Annotated in this window: 23 protein-coding genes; 12 read left to right on the top strand and 11 right to left on the bottom strand. The window is 39.6% G+C overall.

The features are described from left to right. Positions 1–59: 59 nt before the first annotated feature. Positions 60–1,010, bottom strand: coding sequence for an alpha/beta fold hydrolase (locus tag AC2JBO_RS09335; protein WP_496953362.1), 951 nt, complete (start codon positions 1,008–1,010; stop codon positions 60–62). Positions 1,011–1,638: 628 nt separating this feature from the next. On the opposite strand from AC2JBO_RS09335, the gene AC2JBO_RS09330 reads away from it, so the two are divergent. Further along, positions 1,639–2,277, top strand: a complete 639-nt coding sequence (locus tag AC2JBO_RS09330; RefSeq protein ID WP_496953361.1) for a hypothetical protein — start codon at positions 1,639–1,641, stop codon at positions 2,275–2,277. A 244-nt stretch (positions 2,278–2,521) separates the two neighbouring features. Further along, positions 2,522–3,283 (top strand): armadillo-type fold-containing protein, encoded by a 762-nt coding sequence (locus AC2JBO_RS09325; RefSeq protein WP_496953360.1) that lies wholly within the window; start codon positions 2,522–2,524, stop codon positions 3,281–3,283. Here AC2JBO_RS09325 and ftsE read toward each other — a convergent pair. Continuing rightward, complete coding sequence (gene ftsE, locus AC2JBO_RS09320; protein ID WP_496953359.1) at positions 3,280–4,044, bottom strand: cell division ATP-binding protein FtsE; 765 nt, start codon at positions 4,042–4,044, stop codon at positions 3,280–3,282. The two genes, AC2JBO_RS09325 and ftsE, sit on opposite strands and share 4 nt — an antisense overlap. A 165-nt stretch (positions 4,045–4,209) precedes the next feature. Continuing rightward, positions 4,210–4,977, bottom strand: a complete 768-nt coding sequence (locus AC2JBO_RS09315; protein WP_496953358.1) for a WecB/TagA/CpsF family glycosyltransferase — start codon at positions 4,975–4,977, stop codon at positions 4,210–4,212. 319 nt (positions 4,978–5,296) lie between these two features. On the opposite strand from AC2JBO_RS09315, the gene AC2JBO_RS09310 reads away from it, so the two are divergent. From AC2JBO_RS09310 to AC2JBO_RS09300, 3 genes are all read left to right on the top strand, one after another. Beyond that, on the top strand, positions 5,297–6,010 hold the full coding sequence (locus AC2JBO_RS09310; RefSeq protein ID WP_496953357.1) for a response regulator: 714 nt from the start codon (positions 5,297–5,299) through the stop codon (positions 6,008–6,010). A 435-nt stretch (positions 6,011–6,445) separates the two neighbouring features. Next, the gene (locus tag AC2JBO_RS09305) at positions 6,446–8,110 is read left to right on the top strand and encodes a SpoIIE family protein phosphatase (RefSeq protein WP_496953356.1); all 1,665 of its coding nucleotides are present in this window, start codon (positions 6,446–6,448) and stop codon (positions 8,108–8,110) included. A 5-nt stretch (positions 8,111–8,115) separates the two neighbouring features. Beyond that, entirely contained in the window at positions 8,116–8,538 is a 423-nt protein-coding gene (locus AC2JBO_RS09300) for an ATP-binding protein (RefSeq protein ID WP_496953378.1), read from the top strand. A gap of 44 nt (positions 8,539–8,582) precedes the next feature. Here the strand turns inward: AC2JBO_RS09300 and AC2JBO_RS09295 are convergent, their stop codons facing one another. Beyond that, entirely contained in the window at positions 8,583–9,005 is a 423-nt protein-coding gene (locus tag AC2JBO_RS09295; protein ID WP_496953355.1) for a nuclear transport factor 2 family protein, read from the bottom strand. A gap of 199 nt (positions 9,006–9,204) precedes the next feature. On the opposite strand from AC2JBO_RS09295, the gene queG reads away from it, so the two are divergent. Beyond that, a complete protein-coding gene (queG, locus tag AC2JBO_RS09290) occupies positions 9,205–10,152 on the top strand; it encodes a tRNA epoxyqueuosine(34) reductase QueG (RefSeq protein WP_496953354.1) in 948 nt (315 codons plus the stop codon). Next, the gene (locus AC2JBO_RS09285; protein WP_496953353.1) at positions 10,149–10,781 is read left to right on the top strand and encodes an HAD-IA family hydrolase; all 633 of its coding nucleotides are present in this window, start codon (positions 10,149–10,151) and stop codon (positions 10,779–10,781) included. The genes queG and AC2JBO_RS09285 overlap by 4 nt, the downstream gene beginning before the upstream one ends. A 62-nt stretch (positions 10,782–10,843) precedes the next feature. Here the strand turns inward: AC2JBO_RS09285 and AC2JBO_RS09280 are convergent, their stop codons facing one another. Next, positions 10,844–11,212, bottom strand: coding sequence for a hypothetical protein (locus tag AC2JBO_RS09280; protein WP_496953377.1), 369 nt, complete (start codon positions 11,210–11,212; stop codon positions 10,844–10,846). 304 nt (positions 11,213–11,516) lie between these two features. Between AC2JBO_RS09280 and AC2JBO_RS09275 the strand changes: the two genes are divergently transcribed. Beyond that, on the top strand, positions 11,517–12,047 hold the full coding sequence (locus tag AC2JBO_RS09275; protein ID WP_496953352.1) for an orange carotenoid protein N-terminal domain-containing protein: 531 nt from the start codon (positions 11,517–11,519) through the stop codon (positions 12,045–12,047). Between the two features lie 109 nt (positions 12,048–12,156). On the opposite strand, the gene AC2JBO_RS09270 is transcribed toward AC2JBO_RS09275, so the two are convergent. The 3 genes from AC2JBO_RS09270 to AC2JBO_RS09260 all read right to left on the bottom strand — a co-directional run bounded on the left by AC2JBO_RS09270 (position 12,157) and on the right by AC2JBO_RS09260 (position 15,902). Beyond that, positions 12,157–12,963, bottom strand: a complete 807-nt coding sequence (locus AC2JBO_RS09270) for an ABC transporter ATP-binding protein (protein ID WP_496953351.1) — start codon at positions 12,961–12,963, stop codon at positions 12,157–12,159. A 96-nt stretch (positions 12,964–13,059) separates the two neighbouring features. After that, positions 13,060–14,277 carry an ABC transporter permease gene (locus tag AC2JBO_RS09265; RefSeq protein ID WP_496953350.1) on the bottom strand — a complete coding sequence of 406 codons (1,218 nt, stop codon included), beginning with the start codon at positions 14,275–14,277 and terminating at the stop codon, positions 13,060–13,062. Between the two features lie 149 nt (positions 14,278–14,426). Further along, positions 14,427–15,902, bottom strand: a complete 1,476-nt coding sequence (locus AC2JBO_RS09260) for an efflux RND transporter periplasmic adaptor subunit (protein ID WP_496953349.1) — start codon at positions 15,900–15,902, stop codon at positions 14,427–14,429. 722 nt (positions 15,903–16,624) lie between these two features. Between AC2JBO_RS09260 and AC2JBO_RS09255 the strand changes: the two genes are divergently transcribed. From AC2JBO_RS09255 to AC2JBO_RS09240, 4 genes are all read left to right on the top strand, one after another. Beyond that, on the top strand, positions 16,625–17,791 hold the full coding sequence (locus AC2JBO_RS09255) for a n-acyl-d-glucosamine 2-epimerase (protein ID WP_496953348.1): 1,167 nt from the start codon (positions 16,625–16,627) through the stop codon (positions 17,789–17,791). A 186-nt stretch (positions 17,792–17,977) separates the two neighbouring features. Continuing rightward, positions 17,978–18,268: a hypothetical protein gene (locus tag AC2JBO_RS09250; RefSeq protein ID WP_496953347.1), complete on the top strand. Its 291-nt coding sequence runs from the start codon at positions 17,978–17,980 to the stop codon at positions 18,266–18,268. 105 nt (positions 18,269–18,373) lie between these two features. Continuing rightward, positions 18,374–19,480, top strand: a complete 1,107-nt coding sequence (locus tag AC2JBO_RS09245) for a phosphotransferase enzyme family protein (protein WP_496953346.1) — start codon at positions 18,374–18,376, stop codon at positions 19,478–19,480. Between the two features lie 3 nt (positions 19,481–19,483). Then, the gene (locus tag AC2JBO_RS09240; protein ID WP_496953345.1) at positions 19,484–20,017 is read left to right on the top strand and encodes a DOMON-like domain-containing protein; all 534 of its coding nucleotides are present in this window, start codon (positions 19,484–19,486) and stop codon (positions 20,015–20,017) included. A gap of 116 nt (positions 20,018–20,133) precedes the next feature. Here the strand turns inward: AC2JBO_RS09240 and AC2JBO_RS09235 are convergent, their stop codons facing one another. Genes AC2JBO_RS09235 through AC2JBO_RS09225 form a run of 3 tightly spaced genes read right to left on the bottom strand, consistent with a single transcriptional unit; the run spans position 20,134 to position 22,694 of the window. Beyond that, a complete protein-coding gene (locus AC2JBO_RS09235) occupies positions 20,134–20,451 on the bottom strand; it encodes a DUF433 domain-containing protein (protein ID WP_496953344.1) in 318 nt (105 codons plus the stop codon). 57 nt (positions 20,452–20,508) lie between these two features. After that, complete coding sequence (locus AC2JBO_RS09230) at positions 20,509–21,486, bottom strand: Bpu10I family restriction endonuclease (protein ID WP_496953343.1); 978 nt, start codon at positions 21,484–21,486, stop codon at positions 20,509–20,511. Beyond that, positions 21,459–22,694 (bottom strand): DNA cytosine methyltransferase, encoded by a 1,236-nt coding sequence (locus tag AC2JBO_RS09225; RefSeq protein ID WP_496953342.1) that lies wholly within the window; start codon positions 22,692–22,694, stop codon positions 21,459–21,461. Before AC2JBO_RS09225 ends, AC2JBO_RS09230 begins: the two co-directional genes overlap by 28 nt. Positions 22,695–22,786: the final 92 nt, after the last annotated feature.

Raw genomic sequence — 22,786 nt, 5'->3', positions numbered from 1 at the left:
CAGAACAGTAGGTATAGAAGTTTGTAGAACAGGTATCCTTGCCTGTAAGAGGTTTTAGGTTAGGTGTATTCAATTATCTGAGTATTAGCTCCTTCATTAAGTAAAGGTATAAATTGACGTATTAATCCAATCGTTACTGCTGGTAATTCCAATTGCGGTGTTAAGCCAACGTTTTCTATTTTTTCAAAAATGCGGATTGCTTCTGGGTTCATTTGAGCAAAACGGCGCCCAATTTCGGGGCTTGTGAACTGAGATTTTTGTCCCCAGATTATAGCTGTAGGGGTTTTGAGTTGTTGAATATAAAGTGATAAATCAAAAGTTAAATCGCCGCGTACAAACGATAGTGCCGCATATTCAGCGTTTGGCTGCTTGGCTGATTCTAAGTATGCCTCGATAATTTCAGGAAAAATTCGGTTTTTCTCAGCAAATTGACGCTGCTCTAAAAAAGAGCGGATACCGTCTGCTGTTGCAATACCAGTAGTGTAAAGCAAACGGTCAATTATAGGTAGACTAACTATTTGAGCAAATATATTGTTACTGTAATCTTCGCCAAAATCTGCTAGTCCAGAGGGTGTTGTTAAAATTAGCGATTTGAAAAGTTCTGGATGTACGCAGGCAACTCTAATTACAAAAGCTGCTGTCAATGAAGAAGCGATTACGGTAACAGGTTCAGAAGACACTGATGTTAAAAACTCTCGAATTACCATCAAATAATCATCAACCCGGTAATTGCGTGCGGGATGCTCGGAACCTCCCCACCCAATCAAATCTGGCGCCAGTACTTGATACTCAGAGGCAAAAGCTGGATAAACTTTTGACCACTCGTAAGCTGAAGAACCACCACCAAAACCATGTAAGAATATTAAGTTTTCCTTAAGGTTTTCCTTAAGGTTTTCCTTAATATTATTTTTTTGCTCAGTCAGCCACGGAGGTGCAGCATTGGTGTAATATACCATTCTGCCAAGTGAAGTAATTATCGAACGGAGTTCAAATCCTAATGGTTGAAACATATAAATACTGGAGTGGATAACTAGAAATTGGGTTCTCAAGTACTTAAGTAACATACTTGATAGTTTAATGACCTATGCCTAATTTCTTATTCCTTGCTTAATTTGCACTTTTAAATATATTATTGCAAATATAGTTAATTAGTTATAAACTGTAGATTTTAATATATGTTAATAATGTATTTATGCAAACAAGTTAAAAATCTAGGTCGCGTAAAAGCCCAGATTCTCTACACACGTCCGAAATTAAGCGCATGTAAACGTCACCATATTGATTATGAAGTTTCAGTGATTTTTATGTCAGATATAGAGCCGATTCATAGATGTAGGCACTATGATTTTAATGCTTATACGTGTAGTACCTATTACTTATGGCACAGTCTTGGTACTAGGTTTTATGGTATTCTATCAGAAACATTACTGATAGTACACCAAGTCTGTACATAATAAGCGCTTATTTTTGTAAATCAGCCGATAACAGTTAATAACTGTGTTTTAACCTGATGAAGACCATATATTTACAAACTTTGAAATTGAAGACTTTACGCATTCTTACCGAAATTAGCGCAATTAGGTTGTATCTAAATAACATCAACAGTATTTTCTCGTTTGCAACAGAAGCGAGGGTGTCATGGTAAAACAAACTATTTTTGAATCAGATACAGATACCTTACTGAGGTTTTCTAAACATCTCGATAAGCTTACTTCCGATGATTCCATCGGTGTAGCTTCGACGACTACGCAGTCTGAATATACTTATCCTCTACAGACAGCGCCAATTAATACTTGTGTACTCAAGCAGGACACTGGGGCGCCAATTACGGGTATCGAAAGTTCGATAAACTGCACCTGTCTAAACTTAGAGACTTTGAAGTGCTTTGAAGTTGTCGAAAACCAGTATGAAGAGCTAGGAGTGACTTTTAGCAATTGCATCGCTATACAGCCATCTAACCCCGCATTTCCAACATATTCAGGCGCCGTTGTACTTATGGGGGCGCCCAAAGGTGGTTTCCTAGAAGTAGAGTTTGCACGTCCGGTCAATAGTGTCAGCGCGCGAGTAACCAGTTCGCAACGACTACTGATGTCAGCATACAACCGCGAGCAAAAAATAGTTGCCCAAGACGTGCTATCAGTCGGAAATCTTGCAAATTCTGACTCAGTGGTTGCACCGAATGCATTACTATCAGTGAAATCTGGGGAAATACATGGCATAACTTTTTGCGCGTTCGACGGACAATTTACCGTTGATAACTTTAGTTTTTGTTCTTAGCAACGAAAAATTTAACCAAGCCAAAAACTTTTACTAAACACGTAAAAAATCACTTGTTTGTTTGTATATCACATATTTTCACACGATAAATACTGAGTCGATGGTTCTCCTTAATTAAAAATTTTTGTGCATTTATACCAGAAAGTTAGTCAAATAGAATATACTTTGCAAGGTATCTCTTCTTTTAGATAGACTAGATAGCTGTATATTCTATATTGAAAGCAAAGTAATAAAGGTAAAAGCAGTGGCACAGGCTTCGTCTTTTGGACAGCAGTTACTAAACCAGATTTCTAACTGGGTGCTTTTAGTATCTAAGACAGGAGCCACAAGACAGCGTAAACAGCGAGTTCAAGAACCAGGAGGTATTCTTAGTTTCTTAACAATCGTTGTGGCGATGCTGTTGTGGAACTGGAAGTTACTACTCGCAACTAGTATTGGTGTTGGTACTATGGTATCCGTTTACTCAATGCAAAAGCGAGACTTGTCAAAGTATTGGTCACAATTAAGTCAATTTTTTGACAAGTACAATCAGCGGTTACTGATAGCTGTACTTGGTGGTGGAATTGCCACTTTCAGTAGTTACATGGCGATAGCTATCTTCCTCGGTTCAAAAAACCCTTGGATTGCAACTGGCGCCTTAATGCAAGGTGCGGGTACGCTGTTAACTTTAATTCTACTAGTATGGCTAATCACAAGCATAAATGACAATAGGCAGCAAGACCTAATTGATCAATTGTTAGAAAATTTAACTCAATCTGACCCTTTGAAGCGTCTAGTCGCGTTACGTCAACTAACAAAATTAGTAACTGTTCGTGATGTAGATGTTTCGGAACGTCAAGCTGCTGTTGATTGTTTAAAGCTTTTGTTGGTAAATGAAGAAGAAACATTGATTCGAGACGCAGCGTTTGATAGCCTCCAATTGATTGAACAGTTACAAGTTTCTAATTCAGGTGGTTCCACCCCATTAAAACCGCTTGAGATTAAAGTCAAACAAAAAGCATATTAAACGCTTGTTTCAATTTTTCCACAGCGTATTTGTACTACTCGGTGATTGCAGCGTTTTACTAGTTGCTCATCATGAGTAGTGACAATTACTGTGGCGCCAAAAGCATTTAATTTTTGAAAAATTTGTACAACTTGCCGGGAGTTATCGGGGTCAAGATTTCCAGTTGGCTCATCTGCGAGTATTAATGGTGGTGTGCTGACTATCGCGCGAGCTATCGCAACTCGCTGTTGCTCTCCTCCAGAAAGCATATAAGGAAAACTATTGGCTTTATCGAGCAAACCTACTAGTTTTAAAGTTGGTTCTAAGCGCCGTTGGATTTCTTTGCGCGTGTACCCTTGAGCTTGCAGAACTACTGTAATGTTTTCTGCTACGGTACGTTGCTGAATTAACTTATAATCTTGAAAAACAATACCAATACGGCGCCGTAGTAAAGATAAGTTGTCACCTCGCAAGCTAGATACATTACAGTCGTCAACTATAACTTCGCCATCCGTTGGTAGTTCCTCACCGTACAGCATTTTTAAAAGCGTAGATTTACCCGACCCACTAGCTCCTGTCACAAATAGGAATTCTCCTTTTTTGACTTCTAAGTTGACGTTACATAAAGCTGCGCGCGAGTTTGCGTATGTTTTTGTGACGTTACGCAGTTGCACCATATTTACTACATCTAACGTTGGCTTTTGAGAATGGGAACCGTTATTTTTTTGTTGTGGCTCTTTTAAGGTCTGATTTTGAGTTGCTGGATTTGTTAAGACGGGCATAGAGTCATTAAAAGGGGGTATTTTACTTAGAAATGTATGGTTACAAATTTAAGGATTCCCAAACAAAGCTCAACAATATCAAAATTCCAACAAATCTTTTTAAACATTGGTTTCTATATACCAACATTGTAGAGACGTTACGTGTAACGTCTCTACATTCGGTAATTACAGAGTTACTGCACTTTTTCCAGTTATAGAATATACAATTGACTTCACTGCAAATTGCGGTAAAGACATCATTCGGCGCCAACGCCAAGGTTCTTTGTATAGGCGGTATAGCCATTCAAGGTGATTATTACCCAGCCATTGAGGAGCGCGTGTTTTAATCCCCGACCAAATATCAAGACTACCACCAACACCTATCCAAATAGCTTGTGGGCAAAAGTGGCGGTTTTGGGCAATCCACATTTCTTGACGAGGTACTCCCAAACCAACAAGGATTAGCTGGGGTTGAAGCTTGGCAAGAGTTTGTTTTAATAACTGTTCTTCAGTCTCTGAATGATAACCTGAATGAGTACCTGCTACCCCTAAGTTTGGAAACTGCGATTGCCAATAGTCGGCAGCTTTTTGAGCAACTCCGGGACTTCCACCGTAGAAAAAGACTTTAGGTGTATTTACCGATACGTTTGATTGACCTAAATTTTTAAGTAACGATTCTGCTAACTCGATACCTGGGGTGCGACTCACATTTTGCTGAAGTAAGAGTTGTAAATATAAAACAACCCCAGCACCATCAGGAATCACAAGCTCGGCACGGCGAATAATATCAGCTAAAGGCTTACTACGCTCCGCTTGCATTGTCATTTCAGCATTCAGGGTGACAACATGCGCTCCCTGTCCGGATGCTAAACGTTCTTGTAACCAATTGGGGTAATTAGCCATTACATGGACTGGCAGTCCCAACACCGAAAAGGATTTAGGCAGCTTAGACATAGCCTATTTTTTATAGCCTCACACCATAGTAATCATGAAGGCTAGTTTATCAAATTTGTTCCAAATGTCATTGGTCTGAATCGTTACAAACAAAGGGTAAAATATAGTTTTTTGACGTTAAATAATATAAATTGACCTTTATAGGCGCCAAATTATATTAGGAGAGGGTTATATACTCACACGAACGTCAGCTTATTGTTCTTTTCCACAGAGAACGTCACATATATTAGTTTTGTAAAGATGTATCATCACTACATTTTGTAAAACTTTTTAGTAAACTCAACTTTACAGTCAACTACGAAACGGGCAAAAATCGACCATGAGTAAAATTCGTGTTGCTCTGATTGAAGACCATGACCTCACCCGTGTGAGTATCCGCACAGCACTACAGCAAAAAGGAGAAATTGAAGTTGTTGGAGAGGCGCCGAATGCAGCGGAAGGGTTAAAACTTCTGAGTAAGGTGCAGCCAGATGTCGCAATTGTTGATATCGGATTACCTGATAAAGATGGTATCGAATTAACGCGCGACATTAAATCGGCAGCAGGTAGCGATGAAAATAGGACTAAGGTACTGATTCTCACATTACGCGACAGTAAGGAAGCAGTCTTGGCGGCGTTTGCAGCAGGAGCAGATTCATACTGTATGAAGGATGTTAAGTACGATAATTTGCTTGAGGCAGTTCGCGTAACTTATAACGGTAACGCCTGGATTGACCCATCAATCGCCCGAATCGTTCTTCAGCAAGCGCAACAAAATCCTCCAAAAATTGAAGCTACCGAAACTAAAGAAGCAAAAGAAGCGTCCGGTGAGCAAACCGAGGAAGAACCAATTGACCCGTATACCTTAACTGAACGTGAGTTAGAGGTGTTGCAGTTGATTGTTGAAGGTTGTAGTAACGCTGTGATTGCAGAAAGACTTTATATTACCGTCGGTACCGTCAAAACCCATGTGCGTAATATTTTAAATAAGTTATGCGCGGATGACCGAACTCAGGCTGCTGTGCGCGCGTTACGTTCTGGGCTGGTAGGCTAGGTATCCGATGCCAAGCTTATTATTGGGTAGGTAAGCATTAGTATTTGTTAATTTTACTTGACTTACGCGAGTGGCGCTTTGGCATTCAAGGCGCCGTTACTCATCGCTATATGTCAACGCCTTGGCAGCCTTTTTAGTACGCAAGTTCACTTAAAAAGAGACATTAAGTTTAAATTACTGAGTATTATAAGCACTTATACGGTACTGAAAAAAATATAAAAAAGATACATTAGTAAATGTATATAAAATTAGGACAGTAAACCTATGCACTAGTATAAAATAACACATAAGTATGACTAATGAAAAACGAAAAAGATTTGTAAATTCAGCTTTGAAACTGGGTATCCTCTATATAAGTATGTAATTTACATTTCGCGATTCTGAGTGGCATCGTACCATAACACTCCGTTCACAAGCACGAAACTAAAGTCAAATATGACTGAACCAGGGTTAGATAAACTGAAGCTGATGGTGGTAGATGATGAACCGGATAATCTAGAACTACTCTACCGTACTTTTCGGCGGGATTTTCAAGTTTTCAAAGCAAGTAACGCCCTCACTGCAATCGACATTTTAGACAAAGAAGGCGAAATGGGTGTGATTATCTCAGACCAACGAATGCCTGAGATGAACGGTACGGAATTTCTTAGCCTTACGGTCGAGCGTTTCCCCGACACAATCCGAATTTTGCTAACTGGGTTTACAGATGTTGAAGACCTAGTGGATGCGATCAACTCAGGTCAGGTTTTCAAGTATATTACCAAACCTTGGAAGCCCGACCGTCTGAAAGCGTTAGTCGAACAAGCAGCCGATACGTATCGTGTTGTTAAGAAGCGAACTCAGGAATTGAGTCGCGCTCTTAGACGCGAATCATTATTTAATGCTGTCACAACAGCAGTTCGCGAGTCGCTGGACTACCGCAGTATGCTGCAAAAAATTGTTGCGACACTTGGGCAAAATTTTGATGCGTCTTACTGCTTTGTTAGGTCGGTTGAAAACGACCATTTAACGCAAGACGAATTTCATTACCAAGACCCTAAGCTCAAAGAATTTTTCTATCCGGCAGATTCAGAAGCTTTAATCGAAAAGGTCTTAGCAACCCGCAATTATCAAGTTAGCCAATCTGGTGATGAAAGTTACCCTTGTTACCAATTGGTTGTACCGCTGATTTATCAGCAGCAATTCCTTGCTGTCTTAACTTTATGCCAGTATAAACACGATTATGCTTGGCAGGAACAAGACATACAGCTAATAACAGGAGTTGCGGAACAAGCAGCACTTGCGCTTTCGCAAGCTAAGTTGTATCAGCGTCTTCAAGAGAAACAAGAGCAAATCCGTCTCGAATTGGGAGTCGCGCGACAAATTCAAAATAATTTGCTGCGTCAAAGATTACCAGCTATCGAAAATACGAAAATACAAGCCAGCTGTTTGCCCGCGCGCGAAGTTGGGGGTGATTTTTTTGAGGTGTTTGTCCACCCGAAAGGAGACTTGTGGTTAGCTGTTGGGGATGTTTCTGGAAAAGGTGTTCCAGCAGCTTTGTTTATGGCAAGCGCAATATCTGTGCTACGTCGCGAACTGTCACAAGAAACACCAGAACTACCCAACGTAGTCATGCAAAACCTTAATCACGCTTTATGTGATGATTTAATCGGCAATAATTGCTTCATAACTTTGGTTTTAGCGTGTTATCAAAGCGCGACTAAAGAGTTAGTTTACGCAAATGCCGGACATATTTACCCGTTGGTGTGGTCAAGCAAACCTTCTGTTACTGAGCCAACTTATCTTACAACACGTGGGGTTCCTTTAGGCATCTTACCGAAGTGGCAAGCTCAATATGGTCAGCTCGTTCTTGAGTCTGGGGATATATTACTGCTTGCCAGCGATGGAATCACTGAAGCAATGGTAACAAACCATCCAGATACTGAACCGTCTAAATTAGGCGCCAGTGCTAATCGCTCTATGTTAAAACAAGACGGTCTATGGAAGTTACTAAAGAAAGAGCCACGACCACTGTGTCTTGACAGTTTACTAGCTCACATCCAGGCAGACACTGATTCTCAAGAAGACGACCAAACCATACTTGCTTTGGAGGTTTTATAAAAATGATGAAAACTGAGCTTCATGTACCAAGTGACTTGAAGTTTTTGACGATTGTAGAAGACTGGCTGCTAGGATGTCTTAAGGTTGAGTTAGGGCAGTCGGTTGATTGGTCTAAACAATCTAATCGATTACGATTAGTTTTGGTTGAAGCATACTCGAATGCTGTTCGTCATGCTCATAAAGACCTTCCAAACGCTCCTATATTAATTCGTTTAGAACTTCAAGATCGAGATATTGCTTTAGAAGTTTGGGACCGTGGTGATGGTTTTGACATGTCAGACTATTTTGCTCCCACTCCTACAGACAAGCAAGAAGGTGGTTACGGTTGGCTAATAATGAATCGCTTAATGGACAAAGTTGAGTATCAATTACAGGTTAATGGTGGTAACTGTCTCAAACTTGAAGCAAAGCTTCCTGAAATTGCTTGACTTTTAGATTCTCGACTTCTTTTACGAAGTCGGGAATCTGAAATTTAACGTCGCAAATTTAATAGTTCTTGTGGCGAAGCTAAAAGTTTGACTCTGGTATAAACAATTTGGTTATGTTCGTTGAGAATAAATATCCAACTGACGTTAACACCACACCACGAAGTTTCTGCTTTCCCCGAAACTTGAACTTGGCTTTGTCCATCTTCTAATGCCTCAATAATACCTTGACGCGGGTAAGCTTTTATACCTTTAGCTTCTTGATTTAGGTAAGCTATAATTCCATCGTGTCCAGAAATATCTGACTCAAATGGTGGATGCATTATACCATCAGGAGCAAATAAAGCAACGGTAGCCTCAAAATCACCAGCATTAAGTGTTTTAAAGTAACTTAAAACTGTTGGTTGCTCAAGTCCCTCAATTTGAATTTCAGTTGCATCAAGATTATCCGTATATTCAGCAGCTGTCATAATATCACCTACACTTATTCGCTTCTTTTATTTAATTTGTCTAACATCAGAGTGAAAATTAAAGGTGATAAAGAGAGATTTGTTAGAACTGGTATAAATACTTCTGCTGATAGTTGTGAGTAGTACAGATTTTGCACTCTAATATTGTCGCAAATGATATACAATTAGGAAGCCACTGCTTTGCTAAAAAATAACACAAATGAATCAATTGCCGACACTGAGCAGCAGTGAAATAAAGCAAAAAGCCTTAGAACTTGGAGTTCATAAGGTTGGTATTACTGTACCAGATACATCACAACAAGATTTGCAAGGACTGCGCTCTTGGCTGGCATTAGGTTATCAAGCTGATATGATGTGGATGGCAAATCCAAAACGTCAGGATGTCAAACAGATAATGCCCAACGTCAAATCTATAATATGTATAGCGCTAAACTATTACACGTCGCATCAACATCAAGAAAGCAAAGAGTATGCAAAAATTTCCCGCTACGCCTGGGGAAGAGACTATCATAAAGTTCTACACAAAAAACTCAAAGCTTTAAGTAACTGGCTAGAATCCTTACATCCAGATATTGAAACGCGGTATTACGCGGATACAGGGCCTATACAAGATAAAGTTTGGGCACAAAAAGCGGGAATTGGTTGGATAGCGAAAAATGGTAACGTGATTTCTCGTGTTCATGGTTCATGGATATTTTTGGGAGAGGTGCTTACAAACTTGGAGTTAATGCCAGATACACCCCATACTTCCCATTGCGGAACTTGTACCCGCTGTATAGATGCTTGTCCTACCGGCGCCATTGTTTCGGATGGTATAGTTGATGCAAACCGTTGTATCGCTTATCACACAATTGAAAATCGTAGCGAAATACCCAAAAGTATCAAGTCAAAAATGCAGGGTTGGGTTGCAGGATGCGATATTTGTCAAGATGTTTGTCCTTGGAATCAACGGTTCGCGACAACAACAGATGTAGTAGAATTTGAACCTTACCCTGACAACTTGGCGCCATCTTTGGCACATTTAGCAGAAATATCAGATACAGAATGGGATGAACGCTTTCGAGCATCGGCTTTAAGACGTATAAAGCCTGAGATGTTGCGACGGAATGCCCGCGCTAATATAGAAGCATTCCAGGCAAACTTATGACGCAGAAAGTAATTATATTTGATTTCGATGGTACTATTGCCGATACAGTCGATGCGCTCGTTAATGTTGCAAATCGTCTAGCAATTGAGTTCGGTTATATTCAAATTACACCTGAAGAACTATGTATATTAAGAAATTTAACTTCTAGGGAAATAATAAAATATTCTGGTATATCAATTTTTAAAATACCGTTTCTAGTCAAGAAAGTAAAATCAGAGCTAAAAAATAAAATACCTGAATTAAAACCGATAGCTGGGATACACGAAGCGTTAACCGAGTTAAAAAATAGGGGACACAGATTAGGTATTATTACTTCTAATTCTCAAGAAAACGTTGTGGAGTTTCTGAGAATAAATGAGTTAGATAGTTTATTTGAGTTTGTATATTCTGGTGTAACGATATTTGGGAAGACAACAATTATCAACAATGTACTACGACAAAAACAAATTAAACCCCAAGAAGTGATTTATGTGGGTGATGAGACGCGCGATATTGAGGCATCGAAAAAGTCTAATATTAAAGTGGTTGCCGTTACTTGGGGCTTTAATTCCAGAGAAGCGCTTTCTAAACAAAAACCCGAATTCTTAATAAATCACCCTAGCGAATTATTAGATGTGGTAAACTTGTAGTAAGCACTTTAGTGTTCAAAAAGACAAGCACTGAAGTGCTTACTACGATTAATACAAATTCACTAGCCGGGTTGACCTTTTTCTAAGGCTTTTTTAACGAGGTCATCATCAACATTTCCAACGCCTTCATTTCGCGAACCAATTTCATCAGCTATGCTTTTATAATCATCAGGATTACCTGTTGCAGGCGCCTCTTTTTTAATCTCTTTAGCTTCTGGCACTTTCAAGTTTGGAGCTACTGCAGCCTCAGCAGCTTTCTGACCTTCTCCGGTGTTATCAATTGGGCTGACGCTCATCTCTTTTGCTAATTTGTAGTCAGCATCAAAATCCACTTTAGGCGCCTTCTCTACACCTTCAGCAACGTTATCTGCAAGTAACTGTGCATCATGGGTTGATGCTTCGCTGGTATTTACTTTTACTTCGTCTGCCATAAGTTTACCCAAAAAGAATTTACGTGCTGGTTTCCATAATGTCATATTACCAACGTTGAACAGAAAAGTATTGATACCTATTGATAGATTCTTACCTCTATCAAAAGATACAATTTAGGAGAATAAATTGGTTGGTGATTAAACCAAATGCAGTTGAAGCAAGCTATACAAGCTTTCCTCTACACAAAGAGAGATAAAAAAACGCGCACATAATTTCACTATTATCACTATTAGTAGTAGCTTGTAATGCCATTAATTTGTTACTCCTGATTTTAGAGTAATTTCAACACTAGGAAAATTAACAATGGTCAGCAGTTTTAATAATCAAATTCCTCAAGCCTTAGCAGAAGAATCACAAGCAGTGGTTGAAGGGTTTGATAAGCTAGATACTGATGCAAAACTTGCTTGGTTTTATCTTGTTTATAAAAAAATGGGTGATTCGGTCACTCCCGCTGCTCCTCTAGCAGCAGAACCAGAATTGGCGCCAATACTTTTACAAGACTACTTAAAATTGTCACAAGACGAGCAACTTCAAGTTATGCGCGATATCGTTGACAAAGAAAACACAGAATATTCGCGCGCTTACGGAGCATTAAAAGACAATAATCAATTACTGGTTTGGTATGCTTGGGCTGAAGGAATGGGTAAAACTATTGTTGGAATGCCTGGTGATTACCAACCAAGCGAAAAAGTAAATAGCTTGTTATCTAAAATTCAAGAACTCGAGTTTGAAGGACAAATGTCCGTATTCCGCACAATAGTAAACCAGATGGGTTATAGCAACGTTAAACCAATAGAAACACAAACTCAAACCGGAAAAACTTCAAGTCTTTAATTAAGGCGCGGAGGTAGGGTGCGTGACGCCATAACAATCGTAAACTAAAACGTCGGAACTAGTAGCGTCACGCACCTTACGAGTTATGAGTTAGCATGACACTTGTAACTTATTGCATGGCTGCAACTTGATTTAAATCAGCTGGTGTTAAATTTGAGTGAATAACTTGACCATCGCGGAACCAGACGATACGTTGAGTTTGACGTGCGACTTCTGGCTCGTGTGTCACCATAACAACTGTAATTCCGGTATTATTAAGTTCTGTGAATATGTCAAGTACTTCTTGGGTAGTACGCGAGTCTAAGGCGCCTGTTGGTTCATCAGCAAGAAGTAGAACTGGACGATTAACAATAGCGCGCGCAATAGCTACTCGCTGTTGTTGTCCTCCGGATAGTTGATTTGGTCTATTTTGTAAGCGTTTTTCTAATCCGACTTTAATTAATGCTTCGGTTGCTCTGTCTTTACGTTCCGAGTTAGGAATGCCCGCGTATACCATCGGCAGCATTACATTTTCTAAAGCTGATAGTTGCTGTAATAAGTGAAATTGTTGGAAGACAAATCCTAGTTTTTTATTACGGATATGGGCTAGCTCGCTATCGGGCATCTGAGCAACATCAATATTATCTAAGTAGTAATGTCCTGAACTAGGACGGTCTAAACAACCAATAATATTCATTGCTGTAGATTTTCCTGAGCCTGATGGTCCCATGATCGAACAGTAGTCTCCTTCTTGAATTGTCAGGTTTACGTCATTAAGCGCGCGGACTTCTGTTTCACCAATGCCGTATACTTTAAATATGTTTTCTAAGCGAATAATCGTTTTTTTTAAGTTGAAAGTGCTGAGTGCTGAGTGCTGAGTAGAGTTAGTAATAGATTGTTCGTTTATTATATTATCAATTGGTTGTTCTTCCTTCATATTTTTCTCCTGTTATAAATATAATTTTGATCTGAACTTAACTATAAACTTTTAACTCCGTTCCTCAGCACTCAGCACTCAGCACTTTTAACTCTCTTAAGCGCTTCTTAATGCCACGATAGGGTCGAGTTTGGCGGCACGACGCGCGGGAAATACACCGAAGAATAAACCAATTGCACCGGAAATACCTACAGCGGAACCTATGGCAATTGGAGAAATAGCTGCTTCTAAGGGAGTTAAGGCGCCTACTAGTACAATTCCAGAAACACCAATAGCAGTACCAATTAAACCACCTGCGGCTGAGACAATTACGGCTTCTATCATAAATTGCAACAAAATATCTTGTTCAGTGGCGCCAATAGCTTTACGTAAACCAATTTCGTGTGTACGTTCGGTAACGGAGACGAGCATAATGTTCATAATACCGATACCACCGACAAACAGTGAAATCGCCGCAATTGCAGCAAGCATGATAGTTAAGGCGCCTGAAATTTGTCCAACGGTTTGTAGTGCGTCTTTTTGAGTACGAATAGTAAAGTCGTCTTCGTTAGTGATTTTGTGACGTAAACGCAGTAAGTTCGTAATTTGGAATACTGCGGCATCAACGTTTTGACCGTCACTAGCCGAGGCGACGATATAATCTAGAGCAATACCGTATGGTGAGTTGCGACCAATTAACCGATTTGCAGAAGTTGTTAGTGGTACTATTGCTGCACTATCATAATCGGCGCCGACACTAGAACCTTTTTCTGTAAGTACACCAATAACCTCAAACCTAGAGTCTTTAACACGTACTAATTGCCCAACAGGGTTAGTTGAGCCAAATAACTTAGTCGCAAATTTACCTCCAAGAACAATTACTTGATTATTACGTTTTATGTCAACATCGCTAAAAAAGCGACCTTTAGCTGTATTAAAATCACGCACTTGTAAGAAACTAGGCGTAGTGCCAATAATATTAACATCGGTATTACGATTACCGAAACTCACTCTTTGCCTACGATTTAATTCTGGCGCCACTCCTACTACTGTTGGAACCTGGGTAGCAATAGCATCAGCATCAGCTAAAACTAAATTTCTGGGAACGTCAAATGAAATTCGCTGCGTTTCCTCGTTACCTGGAATCACAAATAACACATTGGGACCAAGTGATTCTAATTGCTTGGCAACATACTTTTGACCACCCTCCCCAATGCCAATCATCGCAATTACAGAAGCATTACCAATTACAATACCAAGCATCGTTAAGGCACTACGTAATCTATTTGACAGCAGGGTTTTCCCCGCCATTTTCATACTTTCAACAATATTCATAACAATAAGTAGTAAAAAGTGCTGAGTGCTGAGTGCTGAGTACTAGTAATGAGAAATAAGTAGTAAGTACTAACTGCTAAATGTTAAGTGTTAGATTTTAACTCCTAACTCCTAACTTTTTACTCAGCACTCAGCACTCAGCACTCTATTTATTTTTTATTCTGTTTTTCCATTTGCTTTTGCATTTGATATTCTTTGGGAGGGTTTAAGAAAATTCGCTCTCCTTGTTTGACTCCTTCCAGAATTTGGGTTTGGTTTTTGATTTGTGAACCGATGACAATGGGACGAAACTGGGGTTGATTTTTATTATCAGGTACTAATACTCCTGTATTTCCTTTCTCTGTCACAATAGCTACAGTCGGTATCATTAAAGCATTTGGAACGTCGTCACCTAAGAACGTCAAGTCAACGTTTAAGCCAGAGCGCAATTTTTCTTCACCTGTCTCAATCTGCACTCGTATTTGAAATAAAGTTACACCTTCTTCTTTGACAGCTTCAGGTGCAATTAAGCGAACACGTCCTTTAAATACTTGGTCTGGGTAAGCATCACTAGTAATTTCTACCTGCTGCCCAACTCTGATTCTACCAATATCAGCTTCGGGTACACTTGCTAAAACTTCTAAACCGCGTACTAAAGCAACTATCGAACTTGATGTTGCAGAAGCCGAAGCACTAGCGGAAGTTGTCGGCGCCACATAAGCTCCAACGTTGGCATATTTTTGTGTGACAATACCAGCAAACGGTGCCCGAATAATTGAGTCTTCTAAATTAACTAATTCTGATTGGAGTCGCGCTTGTGCTTCTGCAACTGCTGCGGTACGTTGAGCAATTTCTTCGGGACGTGAACCACTTAGGGCTAATTGTAATGCCGCGCGTGCTTCTGCAACTGCCGCAGTACGTTGGGCGATATCTTCCGAACGGCTACCGCTTTGCGATAACGATAAACGTTTTTGAGCTTCGCGTAAAGAAGCTTGAGCAGCATTATTATCGCTTATTGCTTGGTCTAATAACTGCCGTTTTTCGGCGCCTTGATCAACAAGATAACGATAGCGTCGTACTTGTTCGGCAGTATAATTAGCTCGTGCCTGTGCAGCATCAACTTGTGCTTGTGCTTGCGCTATTTCTTGCGGACGGTTTCCCGCCTTTGCTTGTGCTAACTGTGCTTCGACACTCGCTAACCTAGCGCGCGACTGAGCAATTTCTTGTGGACGACTACCTGCTTTGGCTTGGTCGAGTTGTGCTTTTGCTTGTGCAACATTTGCGCGCGCTTGCCCAATACGTGCTTGAATATCGGCACTATTCATCTTGGCGATAATTTGCCCTTGCTGCACCTTGTCACCTTGTTCGACAAGTAGCTGTGCAAGAATACCGCCATTTTTAGGACTGATATTCACACTTTGCACTGGGGTAACTCTACCACTAGCAGTAATGCGTAGCGTGACATTTTTTGATTCAACTGGAACCGTAAGCTGTGAAATATCTTCGTTTTGCCCACGTTGAGTGATAAATGTGTTGGTAACAAAAGTCCCAGCGACAAAAATACCAGTTGCCATCAAACCCAATACCCAACGGGATGGAGACTTTATCTTTTTACCAAAAATAGGAATTTGAATTTGCGTTGCCATAAAAATACGTATATATATTTAATTGATGGGTTTGATTAATAACTAGTCGCCTATTAATTACCGTAATCTACTTTGTAAAGATTTGCTTAATATGAGTTCATATTAACCGCTTGTGCGCTATGGCGCCTTCACCTAAGCGGGTGAGTTATCTGGCAACGGATGAGAGCGGATGTAACGGATGAGTTATTGGTTAGAAGTTGTAGCATATCTGTCCTCAGATGTGCAGTCATATAGTTTTTTTACCACAGAGCCACAGAGTACACGGAGAGAAGAAAAATTAACCACAAAGGCACAAAGGACACAAAGAAAGAGCTAAGAAAAAAGAACACACCAAAGTTTATGAAATGAATTAATAGTGGTTCATGTCATTAGTTCTGGTCGGCTCACGGTGTCTCGCCTGACCGGACGCACAGGCGAGACGCCTATGCTACAACACACCAAAACTATTGACACGAACAATAGTGGTTTGTGTTAATTCACGCAGTTGTCGAAGTTCTTTCAGTCGGTTTTTCATTACTTGCTCTACTCTCGTCAAGTAATACTTGACATAATCGCTGAAAAATTTGTCAAGTGCAGGTTGGCAAGTTTTGTTTTTCCAGACACTTGTACTTATTGCCTAACAGAGTAATAATTAACCATTAGTACCCAGTCTGTAGCTGGAAACGTTAAACTATCGGCGCCAGCTAGTATCAAATATCATCAAACACCACAGGTTAAAACTCATGGAGTACAACTTTCAGGAATTAGCACAACTCTACAAAAACGCTCTCCTCAACGATGTACTGCCATTTTGGGAAAAATATTCTATCGACTGGGAAAAGGGTGGTTACTTCACCTGTTTAGATAGAGAAGGTAAAGTTTACGACACCGATAAATTTATTTGGCTGCAAAACCGTCAAGTCTGGACGTTTTCAATGTTGTGCAACGAGGTAGAAAAGCGTGAAGACTGGTTACAAATAGCTGAATGTGGCGCCAAATTTCTGGCAGAACACGGACGTAATGACGAAGGTAACTGGTATTTTGCCCTTAACCGCGAAGGTCAACCGCTTGTACAACCTTATAATATATTTTCTGACTGCTTTGCAGCAATGGCTTTTAGTAAATATGCACTTGCTTCGGGTGAAGAGTGGGCGAAAGATATCGCTATACAAGCATATAATAATGTGCTGCGTCGTAAAGACAATCCTAAAGGTAAGTATACAAAAGCTTATCCCGGCACGCGCGTCATGAAATCGTTAGCAGTGCCAATGATTTTAGCGAACCTAACTTTAGAGATGGAGTGGTTGTTGCCCAGCGAAACTCTCGAACAAGTACTCGAAGCAACTGCATATGAAGTCATGGGTGACTTTCTCGACCAGGAACGGGGATTAATGTTTGAAAACGTCACACCTGAAGGCGCCCATATAGATAGTTTTGATGGTAGAGTAATTAACCCAGGTCACGGTATCGAAGCGATGTGGTTTATTATGGATATCGCTCACCGTAAAAACGACACAAAAACAATTAACCAAGCTGTTGATGTTGTACTAAATATTCTCAACTTCGCATGGGATAGAGAATACGGTGGACTTTACTACTTCATGGATAGCAAAGGACACCCACCCCAACAGTTGGAATGGGATCAAAAACTCTGGTGGGTACATTTAGAAACCTTAGTAGCACTCGCTATGGGTTATAAATTAACAGGGCGCCAACTTTGTTGGGAATGGTATAAAAAAGTTCATGAATACTCATGGTCACACTTCGCAGACCCTCAAAATGGCGAATGGTTTGGTTATTTAAACAGACGCGGAGAAGTACTACTAAACCTTAAAGGTGGTAAATGGAAAGGATGCTTCCATGTACCGCGCGCAATGTATCTATGCTGGCGCCAATTTGAAGCATTATAGCATAGGCGTCTCGCCTGTGCAGTGAGAGTAGCTATCTTTACCACAGAGGCACAGAGGCACAGAAAGGAGAAAAAGGGAGGCGTAATATTACCGATTTTGGCGCGGTTACAAAGCGTCTAAGTCAGTAAGATTTTCAGAAATCGCGCGGTTTAAAATTAAAAAAAAATTATGCATGATGGAATAGTTATGATTCCTATTGTAGCAGAAGCAGATGATAGCGAATTACTGATGAAAGTGCAGAATATTACAGAAGAAGTATCAAAAATTGTAGAAAGCTCACCGCATCCGAGTGAAACTTGGAAAAAAGCAGAAAGTATGTTAATGGAGGCAATTACTGATTTAAAGGATACATCTAAAGATTCATCTCAGTATGCAGAATTGCAGAAGCAACTTAAACAATGCGAGAAATTTTCTGTGATAGTTAGCAAGCAAGTTAAAATTGTTGAGGAATTTGAAAGCACTTATAATTATGGATAGCAGAGTCTTGTTGTAAGAAAAAATAACCCTTACAGCACTTTGATACAGACCTTGATGCAGCAATTGCGCTACTATGTCTCTCATGACAAGGGGAGTCGCGTGGACATGACAGGTAATATTAAAACAAATAATCTAACTGTAATTGCTGACCAATTTACTCAAACGGGCAAAGTTATAGATGTTCAACCATTTGGCAGTGGCAATATAAATGATACTTTTTTGGTCAAAGTAGACTCAACACAAAAGAACTTTGTTTTACAGCGCATCAATACACAGGTGTTTCGTCAACCTCAGCTTGTTATGCAAAACATGCGTACTTTTACAGAGCATGTTAGTAAGAGGTTGCAAAATACTCCTTTAAATCGTCGTTGGGAAGTACCAAATGTGTTACCAACTAAAGATACTCAAGATTATTATACTGATACCAATGGTTCATTTTGGCGCGCGATTAGTTTTATCGAAGCTTCAGAATCTTTTGATACTATGCACTCTGGGGAGCAAGCAAGAGAAATTGGTTACGCTTTGGGTATGTTCCACAACCTCATTAGCGACCTATCACCACAAAAACTTGCTGACACTCTCGAAGGGTTTCATATTACCCCACTTTATTTAAACCACTACAACTCAATTTTAGCTACTGCAACTCCGCGTCAGTCTCCCGAAGTTAATTATTGCCTAGAATTTGTCGAAAAACATTATTCACTGGCGCCCATATTAGAAAATGCCAAAGCTTCTGGTCAGCTACCACTGCGTTTAATGCACGGCGACCCCAAGATAAATAATGTCATGTTCGATACTAGTACTAAAAAAGCAGTAAGTGTTATTGACCTGGATACAGTCAAACCAGGATTAGTGCATTATGACATTGGCGACTGTCTGCGGTCTGGCTGCAACCCTGCGGGTGAAGAAACTGAAGATTGGCAAAGCATTACTTTTGACACTGATATTTGTAAAGAAATTCTCCAAGGTTATCTAGCTGTAGCAAAAGAATTTCTGACCGAGAACGACTATATATATATGTACGACGCCATCCGCTTAATAGCATTCGAGTTAGGGTTAAGATTCTTTGGCGACTACTTAGCAGGCAATGTTTACTTCAAAGTCAAACATCCAGAACATAACTTAGCACGCGCGCTCGTACAGTTTAAACTCACCGAAAGCATCGAAATACAAGAAGCAACGATTCGTAAAATTATCCAAGACGTGAAATAATCAATGCAAAATACCTTTACTCTACAACCATTTCCTTATATTGAGGCGCTTTTCAATCTGAAAATAACAGGTAATATTGCCAGATATGAGAATTTACTCACTATAAGCTATAACCTCCTTGGTGATATTGAACAAGTTAATATTGCAACACCAGAAACACCACAACGTAAACACGAACTTTGGCTTGACACCTGTTTCGAGTTTTTTCTAGGCGCCAAAAATTCTCCTGGTTACTGGGAATTTAACCTTTCCCCTGCTGGGCACTGGAATATTTATAGCTTTGATAACTACCGTCAGGGAATGCGAGAAGAAACAGCTTTTACAACACTTCCATTTTATTTAAAGCATAATTCAGATTCTTTAACCTTAACACTCAGCGTCAACTTAGATAAAATTATCCCTGTAAACCAACCAATTGAAGTAGCAATTACAACTGTAATTAAAAGCATCAATGGTGATGTAAGTTATTGGGCAGTTAGTCATAAAGGCGCCGAACCAGACTTTCACCTACGAGAAAGCTTTATTGTACAACTGTAGGATAGGCATCTCGCCTGTTCTACTATCTTCTTGTACTGTCAAGACATCAACATTACGTAATAAAAGCGCATTTGTAATTGCTCGACGTACATGTTCATCCATATATAGTGCAAGCGTCATTTGATTAAACCTTGAGTACGAAGTTTTTTAACTAACGCCGACTCTCCAGCATTTTGACGTAGTTTTTCCACATTCTCTAATCGTCGCTGCATATCCAAATCTAATTCTGTTTTATTATCCCAGTAATAAGCTAAACCTGAATGAATTTGACCCATACTTAAATATGGATGCTGGAAGTGAAGTTCCTCTGGACTCCATCCAAAAGCAATGTAGCCAGAGACTAACTCAATTACTTTCATCGTTGTTCCTGTAATATAAGGAACATTATCTGGGTCAATTTCTATGTACTTGTATTCACTAGCAGTAAAAGTCATCGTTTTGTTTTTATTAGTATGTTACTTACTTCTAATTTTAATATATAAGGCATATATTTACTCATCAATAAGCCAGCCACGTTTTATTCCTTGCTCAATACCTCCACTCCAATCAGTTGTTAAGTGTTTTCTAACTTTATAGAAAAGGTGTTTAACCACAGCTACATTAATAGGATTTTTTACATAGTCTTCTTCATATCTATATTCGCGGTCAGTATTTTTTTGCTGTCTTAATACGTAAATTTGGTCAACCTTATATTTTCGGAGATTGACATCGCTAGAAAGTTTTATCCACTCCATGACGACAATATATAAACTATTTGGGTTTCTTGCCTTCAAATCCTCTGCTGCTCGTGATGAACCTTCTAACATCGTTTTATCAAGATACGTCTTGCATTCAATTACAACAACAGGAATATCAAAAATATGAGTTTCGGTATTACCTGTTACTTTAACTTGCGAGTAATTTTCCGGTTCTTCTTTTACTAACGTAAGCTTTTCACCTGGGTTCTCATCTTGTTCTGGTGGAGGCGCCGCTTCAAATGATACTTGTATAGTTGCCCCAATTACAAAATCATGGTCTTTTTTTTCAATGCGCGCGTAAGGTCGCTTTAGCATCTCAGAATATTTTGGTGGAACGAAGAAAATATCTTTAAAGGTATGCGACTTACCAATTAAAGCATTTTCACCAAAATTACTTACCAAATCCTTAAACAAGTAGTACAAAAACTCTTCCAACACGCTGGAATGAAGGTTTGACCTAGAGTCAAACTTTTCTGCATAATGTTGCTGGTCTAGAAAATCTTTATATGTAGAAAGAAGCTCTACTCTTTGGGTAAGGATAGTATCATCGTTGTCAGTTGGTGTTGAGGTTGGACCAACTAACTTTATATTGTTTGAGTGCCATTTGTCATACTCCGCTCGAATTTCCTTAAGATACTTTTTGCTATCGCTGTCTCTATACTTTGTACGGTGAGCTTCTTTCTGTTCTAAATTTGAACCATGAACTAATGGGTTCCTGTCGCTTGTGGGCATAATTGTAATTTTTCTTTGAGGTGAGATGCAATACATTGAGCAAGGAGAGGAGGAACAGCGTTGCCTACCTGGTTATACTGGCAGAGAAATTTTTCATCTAGCCGTTCTTCTCTTTGTAGTAACTTATGGGAAACTACTGTTTTTTTCCCCATAAATCTATAGGTATCAGGAAACGACTGCACGCGCGCTCCTTCACGGGCTGTTAAATTACGATGCTGAAATGGGTGGATGAAATTGGCGTAAAATGAAGCGGCAATTGTGTGAGATGGTTTATATGGATGTAAACGCCGATTATTTTGGTCGTAGCTTATTCCTGATAAATCTCCATTACCACTACGGCGCCTTGCTCCATGTTCTTCTGGAACATCTGAACTAGATTCGCCCCATTTGATATGTTTAAAACGCTCAACCAATCGTTCTGAATGCTCCATCGCTACATGGTTGTAAAGCGTTGTGCTGTAATTTCTTATCCAGCGTTGATATTCATTTTGAGGTTTTGCTGTAAAAGCTTGCTCCTCTACACCTTCGCGCGCTTCAAGCAATGGTAAATCAGATATAGCATCCCATAAAGTAGTAGCTGGTAATAAATTTACGGTGTCAAACACAGATAATTGAATAGTTTTTTTATTAATTAAGTCTAACGAATGTGTCTTGCGAGGAGGTTTTAATTCTTTCCCCGTTTTATTGCCTACGACAAAAACACGCTCGCGAATTTGTGGCACTCCATACTCTGCTGCATTTAATAACCACAGTTCTACAAAATATCCCAACTCAGTAAATGTCTTTTTAATAATGTCTATAACTTTTTCGCCTTCTGTACTTTTACGTCTGAGTAAACCCTTGACGTTTTCCATTACAAATGCTTTAGGTTCAAAAAAGCTAATCCATTCAGCAAAGTTTTGGAATAAACTGTTTCTTGGGTCTTTTGGGTCTTTTACTGCTGGCCCAGCAATACTAAAACCTTGACACGGTGGACTACCAATAATAATATCAGGTTTAGAAGAGTAAATTTTTGTAACAGTGTTTAAACTCTTAAAATTACGTATATCTTCTTGAATAACTACCATATTTGGGTGGTTATGACGCAATGTTTCACAAGCCCAAGTGTCAATTTCCAGCGAAACCGGAACAGAAAACCCTGCCATCTTAAAGCCTAAACCGAAGCCACCCGCTCCCGCAAACAAGTCGATTGCTACAGGTTGTGTCATTGATACTTTAAATATAGATTGTGTGTAAATAATTATATTACAATAAATTATGTCAGGTTAGCACAAAGGCGCCTATAGCATTTTGCACATCA

The sequence above is a fragment of the Calothrix sp. CBUCES-K 9914 genome (genome assembly GCF_059640475.1).
The sequence above is the reverse complement of the archived record's forward strand: the minus strand, read 5'-3'. Positions and strand labels throughout refer to the sequence as shown.